This is a genomic window from uncultured Henriciella sp. (assembly GCF_964005855.1).
GTDB lineage: Bacteria > Pseudomonadota > Alphaproteobacteria > Caulobacterales > Hyphomonadaceae > Henriciella.
Map to the genome: position 1 here is coordinate 1 of NZ_CAXFSW010000006.1, position 21,485 is coordinate 21,485.

General features: G+C 58.6%; 20 protein-coding genes and 1 tRNA gene. 11 read left to right on the forward strand and 10 right to left on the reverse strand.

Translation table 11 applies throughout. From position 1 onward, the window contains the following. Positions 1–66: 66 nt before the first annotated feature. From ABNU55_RS09260 to ABNU55_RS09295, 8 genes are all read left to right on the forward strand, one after another. A protein-coding gene (locus ABNU55_RS09260; protein WP_348764319.1) for an IS3 family transposase occupies positions 67–1,169 on the forward strand; the annotation gives its coding sequence in 2 pieces (ribosomal slippage) (positions 67–316 and positions 316–1,169; 1,104 coding nt in all). Positions 1,170–1,239: 70 nt separating this feature from the next. Beyond that, entirely contained in the window at positions 1,240–2,136 is an 897-nt protein-coding gene (locus ABNU55_RS09265) for a DUF4238 domain-containing protein (protein WP_348764320.1), read from the forward strand. 337 nt (positions 2,137–2,473) lie between these two features. Continuing rightward, on the forward strand, positions 2,474–3,607 hold the full coding sequence (locus ABNU55_RS09270) for an ROK family protein (RefSeq protein ID WP_348764321.1): 1,134 nt from the start codon (positions 2,474–2,476) through the stop codon (positions 3,605–3,607). Continuing rightward, positions 3,607–4,152 (forward strand): hypothetical protein, encoded by a 546-nt coding sequence (locus ABNU55_RS09275; RefSeq protein WP_348764322.1) that lies wholly within the window; start codon positions 3,607–3,609, stop codon positions 4,150–4,152. Before ABNU55_RS09270 ends, ABNU55_RS09275 begins: the two co-directional genes overlap by 1 nt. A gap of 116 nt (positions 4,153–4,268) precedes the next feature. After that, positions 4,269–5,105 (forward strand): 2OG-Fe dioxygenase family protein, encoded by an 837-nt coding sequence (locus ABNU55_RS09280; protein WP_348764323.1) that lies wholly within the window; start codon positions 4,269–4,271, stop codon positions 5,103–5,105. A gap of 78 nt (positions 5,106–5,183) precedes the next feature. Further along, positions 5,184–6,905: a type IV secretory system conjugative DNA transfer family protein gene (locus tag ABNU55_RS09285; RefSeq protein ID WP_348764324.1), complete on the forward strand. Its 1,722-nt coding sequence runs from the start codon at positions 5,184–5,186 to the stop codon at positions 6,903–6,905. A gap of 24 nt (positions 6,906–6,929) precedes the next feature. Then, positions 6,930–7,217 (forward strand): hypothetical protein, encoded by a 288-nt coding sequence (locus tag ABNU55_RS09290; RefSeq protein WP_348764325.1) that lies wholly within the window; start codon positions 6,930–6,932, stop codon positions 7,215–7,217. 290 nt (positions 7,218–7,507) lie between these two features. Beyond that, positions 7,508–7,861, forward strand: a complete 354-nt coding sequence (locus ABNU55_RS09295; protein WP_348764326.1) for a hypothetical protein — start codon at positions 7,508–7,510, stop codon at positions 7,859–7,861. 263 nt (positions 7,862–8,124) lie between these two features. Here the strand turns inward: ABNU55_RS09295 and ABNU55_RS09300 are convergent, their stop codons facing one another. From ABNU55_RS09300 to hppD, 10 genes are all read right to left on the reverse strand, one after another. Beyond that, positions 8,125–8,634 carry a hypothetical protein gene (locus ABNU55_RS09300; RefSeq protein WP_348764327.1) on the reverse strand — a complete coding sequence of 170 codons (510 nt, stop codon included), beginning with the start codon at positions 8,632–8,634 and terminating at the stop codon, positions 8,125–8,127. Positions 8,635–8,640: 6 nt separating this feature from the next. Beyond that, on the reverse strand, positions 8,641–8,769 hold the full coding sequence (locus tag ABNU55_RS09305; protein WP_348764328.1) for a hypothetical protein: 129 nt from the start codon (positions 8,767–8,769) through the stop codon (positions 8,641–8,643). Between the two features lie 616 nt (positions 8,770–9,385). Continuing rightward, positions 9,386–9,476 (reverse strand) — tRNA-Ser (locus ABNU55_RS09310). A 72-nt stretch (positions 9,477–9,548) separates the two neighbouring features. Further along, positions 9,549–11,540, reverse strand: a complete 1,992-nt coding sequence (locus tag ABNU55_RS09315) for an alkyl sulfatase dimerization domain-containing protein (RefSeq protein ID WP_348764329.1) — start codon at positions 11,538–11,540, stop codon at positions 9,549–9,551. A 652-nt stretch (positions 11,541–12,192) separates the two neighbouring features. After that, entirely contained in the window at positions 12,193–12,555 is a 363-nt protein-coding gene (locus ABNU55_RS09320; protein ID WP_290753861.1) for a DMT family protein, read from the reverse strand. Positions 12,556–12,613: 58 nt separating this feature from the next. Further along, positions 12,614–14,830, reverse strand: coding sequence for a xanthine dehydrogenase family protein molybdopterin-binding subunit (locus ABNU55_RS09325; RefSeq protein WP_290753858.1), 2,217 nt, complete (start codon positions 14,828–14,830; stop codon positions 12,614–12,616). After that, a complete protein-coding gene (locus ABNU55_RS09330) occupies positions 14,827–15,813 on the reverse strand; it encodes a xanthine dehydrogenase family protein subunit M (protein WP_290753857.1) in 987 nt (328 codons plus the stop codon). Before ABNU55_RS09330 ends, ABNU55_RS09325 begins: the two co-directional genes overlap by 4 nt. Further along, positions 15,810–16,319: a 2Fe-2S iron-sulfur cluster-binding protein gene (locus ABNU55_RS09335; protein ID WP_290753855.1), complete on the reverse strand. Its 510-nt coding sequence runs from the start codon at positions 16,317–16,319 to the stop codon at positions 15,810–15,812. Before ABNU55_RS09335 ends, ABNU55_RS09330 begins: the two co-directional genes overlap by 4 nt. 129 nt (positions 16,320–16,448) lie before the next feature. After that, positions 16,449–17,006 (reverse strand): VOC family protein, encoded by a 558-nt coding sequence (locus tag ABNU55_RS09340; RefSeq protein ID WP_290753853.1) that lies wholly within the window; start codon positions 17,004–17,006, stop codon positions 16,449–16,451. Next, entirely contained in the window at positions 17,006–18,115 is a 1,110-nt protein-coding gene (gene hppD / locus ABNU55_RS09345) for a 4-hydroxyphenylpyruvate dioxygenase (RefSeq protein WP_290753851.1), read from the reverse strand. Before hppD ends, ABNU55_RS09340 begins: the two co-directional genes overlap by 1 nt. Before the next feature lie 96 nt (positions 18,116–18,211). On the opposite strand from hppD, the gene ABNU55_RS09350 reads away from it, so the two are divergent. The 3 genes from ABNU55_RS09350 to ABNU55_RS09360 all read left to right on the forward strand — a co-directional run bounded on the left by ABNU55_RS09350 (position 18,212) and on the right by ABNU55_RS09360 (position 21,481). Beyond that, a complete protein-coding gene (locus ABNU55_RS09350) occupies positions 18,212–18,691 on the forward strand; it encodes a MarR family transcriptional regulator (RefSeq protein WP_290753849.1) in 480 nt (159 codons plus the stop codon). A 24-nt stretch (positions 18,692–18,715) separates the two neighbouring features. After that, a complete protein-coding gene (locus ABNU55_RS09355) occupies positions 18,716–19,789 on the forward strand; it encodes a DUF3137 domain-containing protein (protein ID WP_290753847.1) in 1,074 nt (357 codons plus the stop codon). Positions 19,790–19,948: 159 nt separating this feature from the next. Further along, complete coding sequence (locus ABNU55_RS09360; RefSeq protein WP_290753844.1) at positions 19,949–21,481, forward strand: exopolysaccharide biosynthesis polyprenyl glycosylphosphotransferase; 1,533 nt, start codon at positions 19,949–19,951, stop codon at positions 21,479–21,481. Positions 21,482–21,485: the final 4 nt, after the last annotated feature.

Here is a 21,485-nt window from a genome sequence, read left to right on the forward strand (position 1 = left end):
TATTGACCTGCTCCCCTGAATTGCCCTCGTTTTGAGGTTAGTCTGTTCCTGACGAGGAGTAGACGGATGAAGAAGAGCAGATTTAGCGAACAGCAGATTATCGGGATCCTGAAGGAGCATGCTGCTGGCATGACGGCGGCTGAGCTGTGCCGCAAGCACGGGATATCGGATGCGACGTTTTACAAATGGCGTTCGAAGTATGGCGGGATGACCGTTTCTGACGCCAAGCGCCTGAAGGCGATGGAGGAAGAGAATAGCCAGCTGAAGCGCATGCTGGCGGAGCAGATGCTGGACAATGCGACGCTCAAAGAGATGCTGGCAAAAAACTTCTAACGCCCAAGTCGAGGAGAGACGCCGTGACCTGGGCGATCAATGAAAGACAGTACAGCCAGCGCCGCGCTTGCGCCCTCGCTGGCATTGCGCCGAAGACATATCGCTATCAGCCGCAACGCGGCCATGATGGCGGTGTCCGCAAGCGTATGCGCGAGATCGCGTCTGAGCGCCGCCGGTTCGGGTATCGGCGGATCGGCATGATGCTTGAGCGCGAGGGCATCTGCCTGAACCACAAGAAGCTCTATCGGCTCTACAAGGAGGAGCGGCTGACGGTACGCAAGCGAGGTGGCCGCAAACGGGCTATCGGCACGCGACGTCCAATGCTGATACCAGCTGAGCCGAACCAGCGCTGGAGCCTCGACTTTGTCTCGGACACGCTGAGAGATGGCAGGCGGTTCAGGATACTCGCCGTGATCGATGACTGCACGCGCGAGTGCCTGTCGCTCCTGGTGGATACATCCATCTCAGGCGTCAGGGTTGCGCGCCAGCTGGATCAGCTCATCGAGCTTAGAGGCAAGCCCTGCATGATCGTCTCTGATAACGGGACGGAGTTTACCTCCAACGCCATGTTCAGATGGTGCCGGGAATGCGGCGTGTCCTGGCACTTCATCGCCCCCGGCAAGCCGATGCAGAACGGCTTCATCGAAAGCTTCAACGGCCGGCTGAGGGATGAATGCCTGAACGAACACCTCTTCGAAGGCCTCGGTCATGCCCGCCTCATCATCAACACATGGAGGAGCGACTACAATCACAACAGACCCCACACGAGCCTCGACGGCTTGACGCCAGTCGAATACGCAAACACAGATCAAATGTGGAACAGAGCTAACTTATAAACGGGTACCCTTCGGGGAGCAGGTCAGCAGGGACTAATCGTGTGCTTTCGTAAAACTCTTGAGGATCTGTATGAGTAGGGCCAGGAAACACCATACCGTACCTCAGTTCCTTCTAAGAAACTTTGCAGTAGATCTAGAGAAAAAGAAGGTCACCTCAGTTGCGAAGTTTGGCAAAATGGCCGTTTGGAAAGAACGTTCGATTGGAAGTATCGGCTACGAACCCGATTTTTACGTACATTCGCGCAATGGTCAGGCCGTCTCAGTCGAGGAAGACATAAATCGTCTGGTTGAAACACCTATCACCCGTAGCCAGACTTGGGCAAAAATAAAAAATGGCCACACAGAGACATTGGACGCTTCAGATCGAGGCGTCTTGCAAGCGCTTATCAAGCATTTCGAATTTCGAACACCGCACTACCGTGCGACTGGTGAGGAGCTTGTAAGCCTTGCTCTAAGCGATCAAAAAGAGATTCCCTTTGCTGATGAAGAAAGGCGATTCTTTGAGCTATTGGGCAAATCGCCCGGTTCTGCAAAAGTCCTTCAAAATCGCAGGTCGACCACGTCGATTGAACAGCTGCAGACCAGCTCCAGTATGGTTTTAGTAAAACGGTCACCGATTGCGTTGCGCACCTCAACGACGCCTGTGATTCCTATCAAAGCACCACATCACCCTGCGATGAACCTGCCATTACCTGGTATGGTGCCATTTCAGCGTGTACTTGCGGTCGATCCAACAACTCTCATCATTTTAGTAGAAGGCGAGTTCAACGGTGCGTTCTCGAATGAGGCAATTGATGAGGAAACTGCTATAGGCCTTAATAAGACCTTCCTGGCGTATTTTGCGAAATTTCCTCATATGGATCACCTGATCACAGGACGAGAGCGCCTGATTGAAGATATGTGCTGGGGACCCTTTGAACTCGTGGAGGAACAAGAAAGCCAAGTCATTTTTCGGCGTACCGATTAGCCGGTTTCCTTCGGAGCCGCCGTCGCTGCCGCTAGCGGAGGGGAGGATTTTTGTTCCTCACCTTGGCTGGGGACAAAAATCATACCCGCAGCGGGAAGCAATAAGGTTCATCAAGAAGGGGCCGGTGGTTTCCTTTGGTGAGCTTGAGCGGCTCCAAACCTCTAGGACTCTCTTGCGTTAGGGATCGTCACCCGTATGGGCCGAGACAGCCCTTGCTGGCTCGGGGCGCTTTGCGCCTAGAGCCCGGGCCGAAGGCAGCGCCGACACAAGGGTGGGCCAGCCTTGAGGTCAAGCGCGATGTGTTCAATGCTTAATTGAAATCAGCGGAGGTGCTTTCATGACAGACTCACAATTCCTTGCGGGTATTTTTTTTGCCGACGACGATGTGATTTGGGCAACTGCTTCAGTTACAGACCGAGAGTTTGCTTACCCCGGCATGGTATTCCGGTCTAACCCCGATTTCATAAATAAGTCAGATCCTCAGAAGCCTCCCCACGCCCAGAGATTTCCATCAAACCCTAATGCCACAGATGATGTGGCAGAAGCCGTTGCCCGACTTGCTGAGAGTGCGGATATCTCAAAGATCGAGGCGGTCACCACGGCGAGTATAGGACCTTTCCAGGATGGCATATCCGGTCTCGTGGCAGGTGGAAGCATTATCAGCGGGGCAAGGCTACAAAAATGGTCCGGGTTCGACCTTGCAGGGGCAGTGGAAAGCGAATTCGCCAAGTATGGGAATGACCATGTGATCGTGCGTTGTCTCACTGACGCCGAGGCCATGGTGCTGGGCGAGCACTATCACTTCCGGCAGTTTCGGTTACGTGGACATACTCATGGGTCGAAGGCTTATCGTGAGAAAGAGTATAAGCTTGGTCAGGACACCGTCGCTTATATTCTCTTGGACAGCGGCGTCGGCGGAGCTGTTTTTCAGCGGAACTATTTTAAACGCGGGGAAGCATCGCTCGAAATCGGTCATACCGTTGCATACCCGCCTCCAGGGCTTGAGGATAAATATCCCGTCGCGAACTGCGGGGCACATTACCTGCCCTGTCTAGAGGGGACGATTTCTCTTCCGGCACTGAAGGAGTTTTGGCATTTGACCGCAGAGGACATCCGATCGCTCGGATCGGACTCCGAAACTTTGCGTTGGCTGAGCTTCTACATCGCTCAAGCTGTGCATCACATGACGTTGTTTTTTACCCCTACCGTAGTCTTGCTCGGCGGTCGCGTGGTTTCGAACCCCCACATTCTGGAGCACACGCGCACCATGTATGAGGACCTTATGAAGAATGAGCGAGGCAACCAACTTTATCCGGATTACAAAGCGCAGTACGACCGCGAGGAATACATTAAACTCTGGAGCCGGCCTGACGCGGGCGTTTTAGGATGCTTGTGTTGGAGCTTTAGAAGCGCCCGTCACGGTAAGGACGGCAGGAAGAACGTAGGATATTTGGCAGAGGTTGGCTGGTGATGTCGCAGAAAGCGCAAAAGAGAAATATTTCTAGCAAAAACAAGGACAAAGATGATAAAATCCCATCTGGCCTTCCTGTGCAGGATTGGCCCAGTCTTAACCAAGGGGGATTTGTGGATGAGAATTACATAAACAGTCAAATAGCAGAAGTTTTGAAAGGCCTTCCGCGCGAAAAAAGAACATTAGTATTTGCTTTTGCTGAAGCCCTAAAGGAGCCCGATTTACCGGCAAAGGCACCGGAGCTTTATGCTAATCGTGAGAGAAGATCTGAAAACCCAGCCGCATTCATCGAACGAGTCTATGCTGAGTTTATGGAAGAAGGAATGCCCAGGGCACATCTTCGAAGGATCGATCCGAAATTGTACGAAGCGTTAAGTAACTGGCTACGGAAAAATGAGCTTCCAGAAGGCGTGACGCTCTGCAAGCAGGTCGCTCATTATGATGAAGTCGCTGAGAGAGTTTTGTCAGCCGAGCCTGACGCCATTGATGCTATTTCGAAGCTATACAGTATGGCGCAACGCCTGCATGCACGAGCCATAAAGTAAGCAAAATACGCTAAAAATACATAACTTTAGAAAATTATTTTGTGTTTAGTTGACTTTCTTTCGTAGATCGCTTCTACTCAGGATGCTGGGCGGCGATGGATATGGGAGGATCTCGCATGAAGATATTATCTTCATCCTACAGCAAACGGCTTTTGACGATGGCTGGAATTGCTGACGAGCTGGAGGCTCAAGGGTTCGCAGAGTTTGATTTTTCGGCTCTGATGAATCGCAAGACCAAACGAAGTTTTGATGCATTTCAACGGCGAATCTGCTCAAGTCTTCCTGTCGACGACTATGACGTGACAGGAACCAGGTTCCGGCGCTTTGCCAGATACCTTCACTTTACGGGAACAGGCGAGCTTGTGCGCTGGGCCTTGAAACGTGATGAGAATGGTTCGCCTATCACGGGATATAGCCAATCTGGCCAATACCATCCCGATCCAGAAATTGCTGATGTTGAGAGAATATTTCCCTCTCTAAGTGAGCGCGAAGGCAACAATTCAGCGGTTCATCAGATCATCCAGATGTGCGCCGAAATCGGCGTAATGGCCAACATTCTACATCCCGATGGGCTGTTAATGGTCGGTACGCACTGGGTGCGCTTAAGCGCTAGCGAACCAGGCGTGTTGGCGGCAGCCAGCCCCAACAAGCTTCACAGAGATGGTGAAGTAATCACGTTTGGCATTCTTCTGAAGCGTCAGAACTGTGTTGGCGGAGGCAACCTAATTGCTGTTCCAGAAGCAGCAGGAAAACGTCCTGATCAGTTAAAGCCTGGCGAAAAGATCAGGTGGCTCCAATTGAGCCAGCCGTTCGAAGCGTGGGTCATAGATGATAGGAAAATATCACACCACGTCGAAGAAATCGCGCTGGGGCCTGATGGAACGACCGCCGAACGAGACATCCTGCTCATCGACTTCCTTCCGCAAGCATCCAAGCTTTCAGACGATCTCTAAGCGAATGACCAGCCGCTGCTTGGGCAGCGGCTGGTCCCTCAAAAGGACATCAATTCTCTCTTTCAGGAGTTTTACCCAATGCAGCAGCTTCTCAAGAGCCGTTTCGGCCTGACTTCGCCCCTGTCATTCTGGATCATGACGGTGGGGCTTGGCTTGCTGCTGCTCGTGACCCTGCCGACGCTGATCATGAGCGCGATCGCAGATAGCGTCTATTACTGGTGGGAGTGGCTGGGCTTTGCCTGGCAAGCCGTTGCTGTCCTGGCCGGGGTGGTCGTCGTATTGGCGATTGCGATTGCCGGCCTGCTCACGCTGACCGGCGGGTGGGAAGAGTTTCTCGACTGGGGCATGACCAAATGGGACCGCTTCCGTGACAGGCGCGCGGCGGTGACAACGCGTTTCCGTCTAGTGCGTCAGCGACTGGGCGGAGGCGACCAGAAAGAGTCCGCCAAGGACGGCTTCATGCTGACCATGGCGCCGAGACAATTCGTGCCCGCCCGTCCGCCGCGCAAGATCACCTTCGATGATGACCGCCACATCACAATGATTGCGGGTAGCCGGGCCGGTAAAGGCCGTTCGCTGATTATCCCCAATCTGGCACATTGGCAGGGTTCGGCCATCATCTATGACCCAAGCGGTGAGAACTATGCCGCGACCGCCAAGTATCGCCGGGACGTGCTGGGCCAGCGTGTTGTCTTGCTCGATCCGTTTGGTGTGACGGGCGATCCAAGCGATCACTGGAATCCGATGGCGGAGGTCGATTTCGACAATGATCCAAATGCCATCGACAAATGCCACATGCTGGCAGAGAGCTTGCATAGTGACCAGAGTGCCGATCCGTACTGGATGCATGCTCCCCGTAAAATGCTGGCCATGCTGATCGCCTATGTCGGCACGCGTGCACTGCCTGAGCATATGAATCTCGGGCAGGTACGCGACTTGCTGATGACTTCGGACCTTGGCGCGCTTTGGGTGGCATTATCTCGGAATGACGCCTTCGGTGGCCTGATCCGCCGCTTCGGCGAAAGCAACGAAAACCGGCATGAGGAAGAACTGGCCTCGACCATGGAGATCGCCCGCACGGCGATGAAATGGCTCGATAGCGGGGTGATGAGTGAGTTCACCCGCACTAGCACCTTCTCCATGCGTGAGCTGAAAGAGGGCAAGCTAAGCCTCTATCTCGTCCTGCCGGCCGGTATGGGCGACACCTACAAGGCCTGGCTGCGCCTCCTGTTTAACGCTGCTTTCGAGGCAATGCAGGATCTCAGCATCGACAAGCCAGAGCATGCGACCCTGTTCTTCATGGACGAGTTCCCGCTGCTTGGGCGTATGGACCGCATCAAGCGGGCTGCCGGGGAAGCGGCGAAGTTCGGCGTGAAGCTGTTTATCTGCGCCCAGGACATCACGCAGCTCAAGGAACACTATGGCGATGCCTGGGAGACCTTCGTTGCCAATTCCGGCCTGCTGATCATGTTCGCCAATAATGATCTGGAGAGCCAGCGCTACCTGTCGGCCCGGCTCGGCAAGGAGCACTATCAGAAATACACCCGCACCAAGAGCGCCCAATCAAACTCGACCACATCGAGTTGGGAGATGCGCGATGTCGCCCGGCCCGACCAGGTCGAAAAGCAAGTGAGCCGCCAAGCAGGTGATGCCTTCTTCTTCGTCTCGGGCATGAAGCCGATGCGTCTGCCGCGCGCCAATTACGACCAGTGGGATATGCTGGCCATGCCGAATGAGGCCACCACGTCTCAACCAGTTGTGGCGACTAAGGACAGGCGAGCGGCTGTCGCCGCCGAATAATCCAAACTTTCCCGGAGAACCGCCATGGTCAAACAGCGTTTCAATTTGAAGTCTGGCGAGACCTATGCGTCGCGTGAAGCCGATTTGCAGGCCAAGGCCGACAAGATCGAAGAAATGCTCGGCCATCCCAAGACCCCGCAGCCCAGTTATCAGCCAAAGGGGACGGTCCGTGTGCAGACCAATGAACAGGTCCGAACGCGTCTCAGCCAGCAGCATGCAAGCATCCAGGATGAGCTGAAAGCCATCGAAAAAGAGCGCGCGCAGCGCCAGGATGCGCAGACCCAAAGCATCCAGAAATCGAAGACGCTTTAAAGCGCGCTTTCTTCCTTCCAAAATTCAGGCCGTCATGCGCCAAATTTTGTGCGCCGCGCAATGCGCCTGTATGAATCCGATCCTATTGCCGTAACTTTCTTACGTGCTGTATCCCTTGCCGGATACGGGATAGCGCCAGTCGCGCTTATAGATCGTTGAAATATTTAAAATTTTACTTGAATTTTATCCACATATTTTGATATATCCGTACGCGGACTGATCGCGCGCGGTGCTCGATCCCGAAACTCAAACAATTGAGTAAACCCCAACCTACCGAAAGGAGGACCGTCATGGATATCCATGCGTATGGCACCGCTGCATCCGGCAGTGAGGCCTCATCAGAAAACTCACCCTATAGAAAGGACCCGCCGTCGGTCGGGATCGATCTCTCCGCCTATGAGGCGCTACTCGCCGATAGCGATATGAGCGAGGCGGACAAAACAGCGCTCCTCGAAGCGCTCTGGTCCATCGTCTCCAGCTTCGTCCAGTTGGGCTTCGGCGTGCATCCGGTCCAGCAGGCAGAAGCCATGCGTGAGGATCACGCGCGTGCCTGTGGACAAGTCGCAAAAAGTCGACGCTCAGCCACCATGCGGGCGGACATTTTGCTATCCTCTATGGAAGCATATTCAGGAGGGCAGCCATGACAGAGACAGCAAGCAAACCCAATCAAAAGGCTGTTGCCTATGTGCGCGTGTCTTCGGCGGCTCAGGTCAAGAAGGGACAGGGCGCCGAAAGCCAGGCGGCCCGCTGTGGTGAGTTCGCCCGTATCAAGGGCTATGAGCTTGTCCATATCTTCGAGGACAAGGCGGTCTCCGGCAGTATCGTGGACCGGCCCGGCATCAAGGCGCTACTCGACTATGTGCGCAAGCACCGCAAGGAGACAGTGCGCGTCATCATCGATGACATCTCACGCCTTGCACGCGGCCTCGACGCGCATCTCAAACTCCGCACAGCCATCTCTCAGGCAGGTGGTGTTCTGGAATCGCCCTCTATCGAGTTTGGCGAGGATTCCGACAGCCAGCTGATCGAGCATTTGCTGGCCTCTGTTAGCCAGCATGCGCGGGTGAAGAACGCCGAACAAACGCGCAACCGGATGGAAGCGCGTATTCGCTCCGGCTATTGGCCGTTCCATGCGTGCATTGGCTTCAAATTCCAGAAGATGGAGGGCCATGGCAATGTGCTCACCCGTGATGAGCCGATTGCCTCGATCATCCAGGAAGGGCTGGAAGGCTTTGCCTCTGGCCGGTTCCAGACACAGGCAGAAGTGAAGCGCTTCTTCGAAAGCTTTCCGGCCTTTCCGCGCGATGGGCGAGGTCTGGTCCGGGGCCAGCTCGTCAAAGACATCCTCACGCGCGTGCTCTACGCGGGTATGGTTGAGCGCCCGGAATGGGGTGTCTCGCTGCGCCAGGGCAAGCATGACGGCCTAATCAGCTTCGAGATGTTCGAGCAGATCCAGGAGCGCCTGCAAGGCAAGGCCTATGCACCAGCACGTGCCGACATTAATCACGACTTCCCGTTGCGCGGCGCTGTTGCCTGCGGCTGTTGCGGCCATGTGATGACGTCCTGCTGGTCGAAGAGCAAGACTGGAAAGCGCCACCCTTACTATATGTGCTTTCGCAAAGGGTGTTCGGACTATCGCAAGTCGATCCGCCGCGATGAGATGGAGAGCGCTTTTGAAGCCATGCTCCGCCAGCTCACACCCGGCCCTGTGCTGATCAAGCTGGTCTCAGCCATGTTCAAGGATGCCTGGGACCGGCAGGCTGCTCAAGCCAAGGCGGGCCTCAAGACGGTCAAAACCAAGATTGCGGGGCTGGACAAGGATATTGCCGCTTTGCTCGACCGCATTGTGTCAGCTCAGAATGAGCGTGTCATTGGCGCTTATGAGACTCGTATCGATGCGCTTGAGCGGGAGAAGCTGGCACTGAATGAAAAGCTCGTTCAGCAGCCAAAGAAGCAGCGCCCCTTCGAGGAGATGTTCGAACTCACGCTGCGCTTCCTGTCAAACCCTTATAATCTCTGGAAAAACGGGCGCGCGGAAGACAGAAAAACCGTGCTCAGATTGGTGTTTTCGGGGCCGCTTGAATATCAGCGGAATGAAGGATTTCGAACCCCCGAAACCTCCAGTGTTTTCAACACAATCAGGAGAATCGAGATGCCGAAAGGAAAGCTGGCGGAGAGGAAGGGATTCGAACCCTCGATACGGGATTGCCGTATACTCCCTTAGCAGGGGAGCGCCTTCAGCCACTCGGCCACCTCTCCGCGCCAGTTTGCCTGACTAACCGGATGGATTGGCCCCGGCAAGAGGCCAATCCCCGGTGTCTGCATATCGCCCTATGGCGTGACCACAGGAAACCAGAAATCGGGCTGGTCGAGCGCGCCGAGGAAGGCTGCGGCCGCCTGCCCGTCCCCATCCACGGTCAGGGCGCCGGACTCCATCAGCTGCGGCACGCCTGCTTCGCGCAGGATGAGCCGGTTGAAGTCGCTGCGCGCCAGGCTGAGGGTCGCGGCAACCTCGCCCGTTTCACTGACGTCGCGCGGGACGACCACGTCGCGGCCGACCTCCACGCGGATAGTCTCACCGGTGTCGGAGAAGTCGAAGGCGACGGCGAACGGCTCTCGTGACAGCTTCTGCGGATTGTAGCGGCTCGCCAGCGCATCGAAGAGATCAAGCGTCGGCACAGCGGCAAGGAAATCGGCATTGCCGAGATTGGGCCCGCCGGCATTGGGCACACCATTTCTGAGTTCAGACGCCGCCGTGAGGAAATAACTGCGCCATGAGCCGCTTTCGGCCTGAAAACCCATCTGTTCATAGGCAGCCGCCAACCAGTCTTTTGCGGTCTGGTTGTCCGGCGCAGCAAAGACAGCCCTGTTGAAGAGCTCGGCCGCCCAGCGATAGTCGCCCGCCTCATAGGCCTCAGCCCCGAGCGCGAGAACGGCATCGAGCCCGCCCATCGCCTCAACATAGCGGGGCGCCGTCTCTTCATCCGGCAAGGCGTGATAGTTGGCGGGCACCCCGCTCCACCAGCCATAATAGTATTGATAGACCGCCTTGGAATTGTGGTTCAGCGTGCCGTAATAACCGCGCGTGGAGAAATCCTCCTGGCTGAAAGCCGGCTCGGGGATCGTCTCGGCCGCTTCGGTCATCGTGGCGCCGGCATTGGCGCGCCGTAGCGTCTGGTCATGCACATAACGATAGGTGTCACGCTGGTTCTTGAGGAATGTCTGGACGTTTTCGGCGCCCCATGTCGGCCAGTGGTGGGAGGCGAAGACAACCTCCGACTTGCTGCCATAATCGGCGAGCGCATGGTCGATCACCCGGCTCCATTTCAGCGCGTCGCGTACCTTTGCCCCGCGCGAGGTCAGGACGTTGTGGAAAGTGCCCGTCGCGACTTCAGCGGTGCAAAGCGCATCGAATTGCGGCAGGTAGAACATGAACTCCGCCGGTGCTTCGGTCCCGCCGGCATCCATGAATTCGAAGGTGACCCCGTCAATCTCGCGCACAGTGCCCCAGCCGCCGACCTCTTCGGTTGGCAGGACCAGACCTGTCGTGCCTTGCGACAGGCCAGGGCCAAGACCAGTGCCGACCACGGCCTCTGGCGAGCGCGGAATCGTATTGCCGAACATCAGCACGGCGCGGCGCTGCATGAGGTTGCCGGCGATGAGGTTTTCGGCAACGGCACTTTCGGTAAAGCCTTCCGGCGCGAGCACGGGCACGCCGCGCGCCTCTATGTCTTCCTCGCTGATCACACCGCGGGCGCCGCCGAAATGATCGGCATGCGAATGGGTGTAGATGACGCCAGTGACGGGCCGCTCGCCCAGTGTGTCATTGACGAGTTTGAGGGCCGCAGCGGCCGTCTCCTTCACCAGGAGCGGATCGACGATGATCCAGCCGGTATCGCCCCGGATGATGGTCATGACGGAGAGGTCGTAGCCGCGCACCTGCCAGATGCCATCCTTCACCTCAAACAGGCCATGCCTGGCCGCGAGCGCCGACTGGCGCCAGAGCGACGGGTTCACTGTGGCGGGCGCTTCGCCTTGCAGGAAATCGAATTGCGGTATGGACCAGACCGTATTGCCCTCGGCGTCCAGAATGGCATCGCTTTCAAGGGCCGCCAGGAAGCCGCGTGAGGCGTCTTCGAAATCACCCTGATCGTTCAGCGGCAGGCGTTCAGCCACGGCGCGATTTGCGGCCGCGGTCGCCTCACTCGCCTCACCCGCGGGCGGCGGCGCGGGGGCAGTCGACGCTTCCTCACCCGTCTGCGCGAGTGAAGGCATAGCGGCCAAGGCAAGTGCGAGCGCCGATACGGCCAGTCTGGACGTCATGTGGTTTCCCTCCCAAATTGGTTTTTGCGCAACCTAGGCCCGGGGCGGGTATTGCGGAAGGCCGATTTTGAAAAAGCTTTCTGGGAGAGAGTGTGCGCTTCTCCCTTCTCCCGAGGGAGAGGCGGAATAGTCTCCACAAACACCACTATCGCCACGCGGGCTCTCCCGCTGGCGGTGCGCTTTAGTCTCGCCCCGTAGTGACAGGGCCGGGCGCGTCCCTGGTGGACGCTATAGGTAATGCCAGCCTTTCGGCGTGGCTGTAGAGCGACCGCCATGGACGCGCCCTTGCGAAGGGTATCGGCCGTTCGGATGTCTCACTCCCGGCCCGTCTCGGAAACATTTTCGTACGCAGGACAGCCTGCGCAGCACTGATTACCCCACATGACGCCGACCACATGGCAGGGGCGTTACACCCCACCCGCAGCACCGGTCACCTTCGCACTCCACTCAGCCCGCATCATTGCTGATGCAGGCGAGCCCTCCCGCCTCTACCGCGCCTGCCGGGGTCTGTACCGGCACGCGGGGCTTTGACGAGAACCATCTCCACCCGGTCGGTCCGGACCGCCCTGTCTGGTGATGGGAGGCGTGTAGTATGGGAGTGGTTTGAGAGGGTGGGGATGGATTTGTTTGGTCCTACAGCCCCCCTCCGCCCTTAACGGATCGGGCCGAGGAAGATCACGGCCGCTCCGCTGGCGATCAGGGTAAAACCGAGGAGATGGTTCCAGTTGAGGGATTCCTTGAGGTAGAGGACAGAAAATCCCGCAAAGACAATCAGTGTAATGACTTCCTGCATGGTCTTCAGTTCGGCCACGCTGAAGACCTGATGCCCGATCCGGTTGGCGGGAACGGCGATCAGATACTCAAAAAGCGCGACGCCCCAGCTGAGAAAGATCACCAGCCAGAGCGCCCGGCCAGGAAATTTGAGATGCCCGTACCAGGCAAACGTCATGAAGATATTCGATGCGAACAGCATCAGCACGGGCAGAATGGCTGCGGCAGGCGCTGGAAGAGACATGGGTCCTGAAGCTCCGGAAAAATGACGCCCCAGCCCTAGCAGATCGTGTGTTCTCCCGTCAGACCATGTCCAACTCGGGCAGCCCGTCCAGTATCTTGTCCAGCGTGGCGGGATAGTCATAGACGCGCACGCCGGTCGCATTGAAGATGGCGTTGGTGATCGCCGCGCCTGCGCCGCAAAGACCAAGCTCGCCCAGGCCCTTTGCCTGTATGGGGCTCGCCCAGTCATCGCGTTCTTCCAGCAGGACAACGTCCAGCTGGGGCACGTCGAGATTGACCGGGATGTGGTATTCGGCGAGGTCGTTGTTGACGACGTGACCATCACGCATGTCGAACTCCATCGCTTCATGCAGTGCCATGCCGATCCCCCACGTCATGCCGCCATAGCATTGCGATGTGGCGGTCTTGCGGTTGAGGATACGCCCTGCCCCGAACACGCCGAGCATGCGGCGCACACGCGTTTCTCCCGTGACGGCGTTGACGGCGACTTCGGCAAAGTATGAGCCATAGGTCGCCTGCTTGACCTTTTCCTTCGTCTCACCGGGCTCGATATGGCCTTCGGCTTCAATCGCCTCGCCCGCCAGAAGGCCGGTCAGTGAGCCGCTCTTGCTGCCGCCCCTGGCCTGCCCGCTATCGAGCTGAAGCTCGCTTTCCTCGCAGCCCAGCCGGCGAGCGAGTTCCGCGCGGATATCGAGACAGGCAAGGTAGACGGACGAGCCTGATGAGGCGGCGCCAAACGAGCCGCCCGAACCGGATGCTTTCGGGAAATTACTGTCGCCAAGGCGGGTCTCTATGTTTTCCGGCTCAAGGCCGAGCATGTCGGCGCAGACCTGCGTGAGAATGGCATAGGTGCCGGTGCCGATATCGGTCATGTCGGTTTCGACGATGGCCTTGCCGTCTTCCTTCAGGATCACACGAGCCTTCGATTCCATCAGGATGTTGACGCGGGCGGCAGCCGCCATGCCCATCCCGATCAGCCATTCGCCTTCGCGCTGCTGGCCGGGCTTTGGATTGCGCTTGTTCCAGCCAAAGCGCTTTGCGCCTTCATCAAGGGCTTCTGCGAAAGGACGCGAGCTGTAGGGGGTGCCCTCTTCAGGATGAGCGTCGGGGATATTGCGTTTGCGCAGCTCAACCGGGTCTATGCCGGAAGTATGGGCCAGTTCGTCCATCGCGTTTTCCAGCACCTGCATGCCGATGGCTTCGCCAGGTGCACGGACCGAGCCCGCACACATCCGGTTGAGGCGGGCGACCTCCATGCCGAGGCGGCGGTTGTCGCCGCCATAGATGAAGTGGGTCGCCTGCAGGACCGGCTCGTGGAAACTCTCGCCCGGCAGGTTTGAAACGCGGCATTCATGGCCGAGGCCGGTCAGCTTTCCATCCTTGTCGGCCGCAAGCCGCAGACGCTGGCGCGACTCCGAGCGCCGCATGACATTCTCGAACACCTGCTGGCGGGTAAGGGTCACACAGACGGGCCGGCCAAGCTCTTTCGCGGCAATGGCCGCCGAAACCGCTTCAGGGGCGATGCCCAGCTTGGAGCCGAAGCCGCCGCCAACATAGGGCGAGACAATGCGGACCTTTTCCGGTTCGATGCCGACGGAGTCGGCCAGCTCGTTCACATTGAACTTGATCATCTGATAGCTTGCATACAGCGTCAGCTGATCGCCTTCCCAGCTGGCGATGGCGCAATGGGGCTCCATGGCCGCACTGTTGTGGCTGGGCGTGCGATAGGTGGAATCGACGGTGTAGGCGGCCTCGGCCATGGCCTTGTCGAGGTCACCCTGATCGAGCTGGTCATCCTCCGGCTTTTCGGGCGCGATATTGTTCGCCTCCGGGTCGAAGACGCCGTCGCTGGCGGCCTCGCAGACAAGTTCGAGCCGGTGGGCGCCATGGCGGGCCTGCTCGAAGGTTTCTGCAACAACGAGCGCAATCGGCTGACCGAAATAGGAAATTTCGCTGACGCCCTGTTCCGGGGCTTCGTTTGCCATCCCCTGGGCCGGGTTACGCAGGAAGCGCTCCTCGCTGAAGACGCCGAGAACTCCGGGAAGGTTCTCGATCGCGGACTTGTCGATGCGGACCAGCTTGCCCTTTGAGACAGGCGCACGGGCGAGCACACCGAAGACCTTGCCATCCAGCTGCCATTCATGGGCATAGGTCGCCGTGCCGGAGACCTTGAGCGGGCCGTCCGGGCGGTCCATCGGTGCGCCTGTGAGACGGCTGGGCAGCTTGTCCAGCAGCCGGTTGGTCGCCGGTTCGTCCATTTTAAGGTGGCGTGTCATGAGCGCTCTCCTGTCGCTTCGCGCAGCACGGCTTTCAGCGTGCGCCGGGCAAGCGGTATCTTGAAGTCATTCTGGCCCTGCCCTTTCGCATCGGCGAGCAGGATGTCGGCAGCCTTGTCGAACAGGGCCTCGGACGGGGCTTCTCCTGTGAGGAGGTCTTCAATCGCAGGATCGTGCCAGGGTTTGTGGGCGAGCCCGCCGAAAGCCAGAGAGGCCGAGGCAATTCTGCCGGCATCCATTTCCACAATCGCGGCGACCGAAACGAGCGCAAAGGCATAGGAGGCGCGGTCGCGGACCTTTCGGTAGATGTGGCGACCTTTCGCGGGCGCCGGAAGGGTCACATGGGTGATCAGCTCGCCGGGCTCGAGGATATTGTCCTGATCCGGCCGGTCGCCCGGCAGGCGGTGGAAGTCGCGAACGGGGATGGTGCGGGTCTCGCCGCCCTCGCCTTCAATCACGACCTCAGCGTCCAGCGCGGACATGGCGACGGCCATGTCGCCCGGATAGGTCGCGATACATTCATCGCTGGCGCCGAGGATAGCGTGAATACGGTTCGCGCCGCCTATGGCCGAGCAGCCGGAGCCGGGCTTCCTTTTGTTGCAGGCCATGTCAGGGTCATAGAAATAATAGCAGCGCGTGCGCTGGCAGAGATTGCCGCCCGTGGTGGCCTTGTTGCGGAGCTGTCCGCTGGCGCCCGCAAGGATGGCGCGGGAAAGGACTTCATAGTCTTTCCGGATACGAGCGTCGGCGGCGCAATCGCTGTTTGTCACGAGCGCGCCGATGGAGAGGCCGCCCTCCTCGGTTTGCGTGACGTCGTTGAGGCCGATCCGGTTGATGTCGACCAGGCGGCTGGGCGTCATCAGGTCGAGCTTCATGAGGTCGAGAAGGTTGGTGCCGCCCGCGATGAAGAGCGCGCCGTCACCGGCGGCGGCCTTTACTGCGTCGCCGGCATTCTCTGAGCGGTGATAGTCGAACGGCCTCATGAGCTGGCCTCCGCGGCTTCGCGGATGGCGTTGACGATATTGGGATAGGCCGCGCACCGGCAGAGATTGCCGCTCATGCGTTCGGATATCTCTTCTGGCGTAAGTTCGGCTTCGCCGGTCAGACTTTCGGACACATTGCTCGGCCAGTTATCCTTCACCTCCTGAAGCATGGCGGTCGCCGAGCAGATCTGGCCGGGCGTGCAATAACCGCACTGGAAGCCATCATGTTTGACGAAAGCGGCCTGAAGCGGGGAGAGATTACCGGGCTGGCCGAGGCCTTCGACGGTGGTGATCTCATCGCCATCATGCATGCAGGCGAGCGTCAGGCAGCTATTGATGCGCCGGCCATTCACCATGACCGTGCAGGCGCCGCACTGGCCGTGGTCGCAGCCTTTTTTAGACCCGGTCAGGCCAAGATGATTTCGGAGCGCGTCGAGAAGCGTGGTGCGCGTATCGGCGGAAAGCTTTCGCTCTTCGCCATTGATGCGCAGCGTCGTGTCTTTCATGGGGAAGTCCTTGCATGCCGTTAAGCATGAACGCGGCACTTCCTGATCGGTTGCTCGTATAGGTTGCGAAAACACAAAACGCCGCCCGTATGGGCGGCGCTTGCTTCTTTGCTCTATCACAAGGGTAGGTCAGGCCGACTCTTCGGCAATCTTTTCGTGCAGCCATGCCGCGTGGCGCGGCGCTTTCTTGGTGCGCGACCACTCATCCAGCATGTCATAGGCGACCGATTTGAGTTCGCTCATCTGCTCGGGCGTGCCGATATCGCAGGCGAGTTCGAGCCGGTGGCCGTTCGGGTCGAAGAAATAGATCGACTTGAAGATGCCGTGATGGGTCGGGCCGACAACGTCGAGGCCCATTTCCTCGGCGCGCGCCTTGGCGTTCATCAGGTCGTCCATCGTCTCGACCTTGAAGGCGATGTGCTGAACCCATTCAGGCGTATTGCGGTCGCGGTCCATGTCCGGCTTGGTCGGCAGCTCGAAGAAGGCCAGGACGTTGCCATTCCCGGCGTCTAGGAAGACGTGCATGTAGGGGTCTGGCGCGCCGGTCGAGGGAACCTTGTCCTCTGCAATGGCGAGCTGGAAATCCATGCCGAGCAGCTTGTTGTAGAACTCGACCGTCTCTTTCGCATCCTTGCAGCGATAGGCGACGTGGTGGACGCCGCCGAGTTTGGGGGCAGCGGTGGCCATTATGCGTCCTCCTTCTCATCGACCTTCAGCGCGCCGCGCTTGATTTGGTCGCGTTCCATGCTTTCGAACAGGGCCTTGAAGTTGCCCTCACCGAAGCCTTGCTTGTAGTCACCCTTACGCTGGATGAATTCAAAGAAGACCGGACCGATCTGCGGTTCTGCGAAGATCTGGAAAAGGAGGCGCGGTTCGCCACCTTCGGTCGTCCCGTCAAGCAGGAGACCGCGTGTGCGCAGCGCGTTTTCGTCCTCGCCATGGCCCGGCAGGCGTTCGCCCAGCATTTCGTAATAGGTGTCCGGTGGAGGCGTCATCATCGGCACGCCGCGTTCTTTCAAACGGTCATAGGCCTCAACGAGATCGTCGCAAATGAGCGCGATATGCTGGATGCCTTCGCCATTATACTCGCGCAGGAACTCCTCGATCTGGCCCTTGCCCCCCTCGGCTTCCTCATTGAGCGGAATGCGGATCTTGCCATCGGGGGCGGTCAGCGCCTGCGAAGTAAGACCGGTATATTCGCCCTTGATGTCGAAATAGCGGATTTCCTGGAAGTTGAAGAGCTTCTCATAGAAGTCCGCCCAGTACTTCATCCGGCCTTTGTAGACATTGTGGGTGAGGTGATCGATGAGCTTGAAGCCTGCGCCCTCGGGATACTTCTCCACGCCCGGCAGATATTCGAAATCGATGTCATAGATCGAAAGCCCCTCATCGCCTTCGTCCGCATAGCGGTCGATCAGATAGATCAGCGAGTGGCCAATGCCGCGAATGGCGGGTAGCTTCAGCTCCATCGGACCTGTGGGCACATCGCACGGCTCTGCATCATTGGCGATGAGATGATCATAGGCCGCCTTGGCATCGCGGACCCGGAACCCCATGCCGCAGGCGCTCGGCCCGTGTTCCTTGGCGAAATAATAGGCCGGCGAGCCTTTTTCGTAATTGGTGATGAGGTTAATGCCGCCCTGGCGCCAGAGCTCAACATCCTTGGAGCGGTGTTTTGCAACCTTCGTGAAGCCCATGACTTCGAAAACAGGCTCAAGCTGGCCTTTCTCAGGTGCGGAAAACTCGATGAATTCAAAGCCGTTGAGGCCAGCCGGATTTTCAAACAGGTCTGCCATGTGCTTAACCTCCAGATTGTTGCGTTTGAGACTGATAATAGTTTCATTTGCAACTAAATCAAGTTAACTCTCGCAAAGGTGGGACCTCGCACGATCATGAATGACGCTGCCGGCGATACGCTTCGCCTCGACACTTTCCTCCCCTTCAGGCTTTCGGTGCTGTCCAATGCGGTCTCCCGCAAGATCGCGGACATGTATGAGCGCGAATTCGACATCTCGATCTGGCAGTGGCGCATCCTGGCGGTGCTGGGGGAGAATGACGGGCTGACCTCCACCGAGGTCGCCGGCCGGACACTGATGGACAAGCCGGCGGTGAGCCGTGCAACGGCCAGCCTGATCGAGCGGGGCCTGGTCACGCGGACCTCCGACAGCGTGGACCGGCGCAAGTCGGCCCTCAGGCTGTCTGACGCCGGCCGCGAGGTCTATGATGCAGTCATACCGCGCGCCCTCGCCTATGAGGCAGAGCTCATGGCTGCGCTCAGCGATGAAGAAGGCCACGCGCTTCATGCTTTGCTTACCCGGCTGGCGGAGATTGCCTCGCCGGATCGTGATCTCTGGTCGCACCGGGAAGACTGAGACGAGCGCCTCTGGGGGACGGGGATGACTACAGACATCACACTTGAAGACCGGTTTGCGCGCCTTTCGCCACCGCGTCCCGAGCATGAAGGCGCAGCCCTTCTCTGGCGCGACAAGCTGCACCCGCGTCTGGAAGAGATGGAAGCCGCGCGCAAATCCATTATCCGGCGCGCGACGCTGCACACACTTGCGGTAGGCGTCTTCATTGCCGCGCTCACAGCGGCGGCCTTCATCGCGTTTGGATTTGAGACCGTCTTCCCTTTCGGCATTTTCGCAGCGGTCGTGGCCACGTTCATCGCATGCTCGGCCGTCTGGATGCCTGTCTTCACGATGAAGTCGCAGACCAAGGAGCTGGTCGTCGGCGCGGCGTGTGAGCCGTTCGGCTTTCGCTATCAGACGCTGCATATGGACATGTCGGGCGTGAGCGGGCTGCGTAGCCTTGGCACATGGATCAGCACCAACAGGAGAAGCGTCTTTTCAAGCGAGAACGCGCCGCCAACCCCTGCTTTCGACCGCCTCAAGGCCGTCGGCCTGCTGCCCAGTTACGACACCCGCAAATTCGAGGATCTGATCGAAGGCCAGCGCGCAAATGCAGATTTCACGCTGGTGGAGTGCAAGCTCACCGAACAGCGGGGGTCCGGCAAGAACCGCCGCACGGTCACAACATTTCAGGGCCTGCTCCTGAATATCGACTATCCGGACCGTTTCCTGGGCCGCACACTGATTGCGCGCGATGGCTGGTGGAGCTGGGGGCGCAAGAACGGCATGCAGCAAGTCGATCTGGTTTCCAAAGAACTCGAAGACGCGTTCACCGTCTACTCAACCGATCAGGTCGAAGCGCGCACCCTCCTTACGCCGGACCGCATGGAAAGGCTGATCGCGCTGGAACGCCACTTCAAGGGCGGCAAGCTGCGCGGTGTTTTCGAGGAAGGCCATCTCACGCTTGCGCTGGAGGCTGACAATCAGTTCGAGGCCGGTTCGATCTTCAAACCGCTGGCCGACCCTGATCGCTATGTCGAGACGCTGACAGAGATTGGCCTCGTGTGCGATCTAATTGACGGCTTTCTGACGCGGGAATGGTATAAGGATAAGATATAGCGTCAAAATCAGGGAGGAATAACAAACCATGGATTGCGCAATCAGGAACTGCTGGCAAAGAGCGTTTCGGCTGTTTTGCCTGAAATTTCATGTATCGGGAAAAGCTCGTCTTGACCCTGTTCTGGCAGATATGCCGAAGAGTTGAACGAGACCGAGGCGATGGCCGAAGGATTCCCCCATGTGGCCCCCGCGGCCAATAGCAAGCGGCCGAAACGCGGACCGCAGCTTGTCGCACGGGCGCCGAGCGCGCTGGCTGACCTGTCTGCGGGTGCAGAGCGAATCCAGAAGCGCAAGCATCCGGTGAGCCGCAATTTCCTGCGCGCGCTTCTGAGGCTATCAGATTTTCTGGCGGCGGCCTTTATTGCCTGGTTCGTCCTGGACCTCTCCGGTCACAGCCTGCTCCATTCCAGTGTCAGCGTCGTCATACCTTTTGTGGCCCTGCCCGTCAGTGTCCGCCTGGGGCTCAAGGCCAGCGAATCCTATAGCCTCTCCTATGCCCGGCCTGTCACCGAACACATGATCCGCGCGGCGATTGGCGCCGGCTACGGCCTTGCCTCGCTCTGTGTCCTGACCGCGCTCTTCTATGGTGAAACGCAGACGCGCTGGGTCATCGGGGCAAGCTATCTTGCTTTCTGTCTGGTTCTGGCCGTGCACGCCCATTTCATTGTCCTCTTCAAGATCCTGACGCGCCGCGGTGTTCTATCGGAGAATGTTGTACTTGTGGGGGCGACCCCGAACGCGCAGCGTCTCCTGTCGCGCAATGACGAGACCCGCGAGCTGAACGTGGTCGGCGTGTTCGACGACCGGCTGTCGCGGGCGCCAAAATCGATGGCGGGGGTGCCTGTCCTCGGACGGCTCGACGATCTCATGAACTGGGAGCGTCTTCCTGACATCGACCGGATCATCGTCACCGTCACCTCGGATGCCCGCCACCGGGTGCGCGAGCTGATCGACCGGCTTCGAGTCCTGCCCCAGAGGGTGGTCCTGCTGCTCGACCTTGAAGGCTTTGACCCGGAAACCGAAACACTGGCCGAAATCGCCCGCTCGCCAGCCGCCTATGTCTCGGGCTCACCGGACGATACGCGCCGCACGACGATCAAGCGCGTCTCCGACATCGTCTTTGCGTCGCTGCTTCTGGTTGCATTCAGCCCGGTTCTGCTTCTGACAGCGATTGCCGTGAAGCTCGACAGTCCGGGCCCGGTCTTCTTCCGCCAGCGCCGGCAGGGCTTCAACAACCAGATCATCCGGGTCTGGAAGTTCCGCTCGATGCGCGACAACCCGGAGGCGGAAGAACAGATGGCCCGCCAGACTGTTGCCGACGATACCCGCGTCACACGGGTCGGACGGTTCATTCGCGCCTTCTCGATCGACGAACTGCCGCAGCTCATAAATGTGCTGCGCGGAGAAATGTCGATTGTCGGGCCGCGCCCGCACGCCATTGGCATGACGGCAGAAGATGCCGAGGTGCAGGCGATTGTCAGCGACTACGCCCACCGCCACCGGGTCAAGCCGGGGATTACGGGCTGGGCGCAGGTGAATGGCTCGCGCGGGCCGGTCCACACCCGGGAAGAAGTGCGCGCGCGGGTCCGCCTGGACATGGAATATGTGAACCGCGCCTCGTTCTGGTTTGACCTGTTTATCATGATTATCACCGCGCCCTGCCTTCTTGGCGACTATAAGCGCCAGCGCTAGGAGA

Excerpts from the sequence above, each read along its gene's own strand:
- ABNU55_RS09265 (WP_348764320.1), top strand. The coding sequence starts at position 1,240 with ATGAGTAGGGCCAGGAAACACCATACCGTACCTCAGTTCCTTCTAAGA.
- ABNU55_RS09270 (WP_348764321.1), top strand. The coding sequence starts at position 2,474 with ATGACAGACTCACAATTCCTTGCGGGTATTTTTTTTGCCGACGACGAT.
- ABNU55_RS09275 (WP_348764322.1), top strand. The coding sequence starts at position 3,607 with ATGTCGCAGAAAGCGCAAAAGAGAAATATTTCTAGCAAAAACAAGGAC.
- ABNU55_RS09280 (WP_348764323.1), top strand. The coding sequence starts at position 4,269 with ATGAAGATATTATCTTCATCCTACAGCAAACGGCTTTTGACGATGGCT.
- ABNU55_RS09285 (WP_348764324.1), top strand. The coding sequence starts at position 5,184 with ATGCAGCAGCTTCTCAAGAGCCGTTTCGGCCTGACTTCGCCCCTGTCA.
- ABNU55_RS09290 (WP_348764325.1), top strand. The coding sequence starts at position 6,930 with ATGGTCAAACAGCGTTTCAATTTGAAGTCTGGCGAGACCTATGCGTCG.
- ABNU55_RS09295 (WP_348764326.1), top strand. The coding sequence starts at position 7,508 with ATGGATATCCATGCGTATGGCACCGCTGCATCCGGCAGTGAGGCCTCA.
- ABNU55_RS09300 (WP_348764327.1), bottom strand. The coding sequence starts at position 8,634 with ATGCTTGCCCTGGCGCAGCGAGACACCCCATTCCGGGCGCTCAACCAT.
- ABNU55_RS09305 (WP_348764328.1), bottom strand. The coding sequence starts at position 8,769 with ATGGCCGCAACAGCCGCAGGCAACAGCGCCGCGCAACGGGAAGTCGTG.
- ABNU55_RS09315 (WP_348764329.1), bottom strand. The coding sequence starts at position 11,540 with ATGACGTCCAGACTGGCCGTATCGGCGCTCGCACTTGCCTTGGCCGCT.
- ABNU55_RS09320 (WP_290753861.1), bottom strand. The coding sequence starts at position 12,555 with ATGTCTCTTCCAGCGCCTGCCGCAGCCATTCTGCCCGTGCTGATGCTG.
- ABNU55_RS09325 (WP_290753858.1), bottom strand. The coding sequence starts at position 14,830 with ATGACACGCCACCTTAAAATGGACGAACCGGCGACCAACCGGCTGCTG.
- ABNU55_RS09330 (WP_290753857.1), bottom strand. The coding sequence starts at position 15,813 with ATGAGGCCGTTCGACTATCACCGCTCAGAGAATGCCGGCGACGCAGTA.
- ABNU55_RS09335 (WP_290753855.1), bottom strand. The coding sequence starts at position 16,319 with ATGAAAGACACGACGCTGCGCATCAATGGCGAAGAGCGAAAGCTTTCC.
- ABNU55_RS09340 (WP_290753853.1), bottom strand. The coding sequence starts at position 17,006 with ATGGCCACCGCTGCCCCCAAACTCGGCGGCGTCCACCACGTCGCCTAT.
- hppD (WP_290753851.1), bottom strand. The coding sequence starts at position 18,115 with ATGGCAGACCTGTTTGAAAATCCGGCTGGCCTCAACGGCTTTGAATTC.
- ABNU55_RS09350 (WP_290753849.1), top strand. The coding sequence starts at position 18,212 with ATGAATGACGCTGCCGGCGATACGCTTCGCCTCGACACTTTCCTCCCC.
- ABNU55_RS09355 (WP_290753847.1), top strand. The coding sequence starts at position 18,716 with ATGACTACAGACATCACACTTGAAGACCGGTTTGCGCGCCTTTCGCCA.
- ABNU55_RS09360 (WP_290753844.1), top strand. The coding sequence starts at position 19,949 with ATGGCCGAAGGATTCCCCCATGTGGCCCCCGCGGCCAATAGCAAGCGG.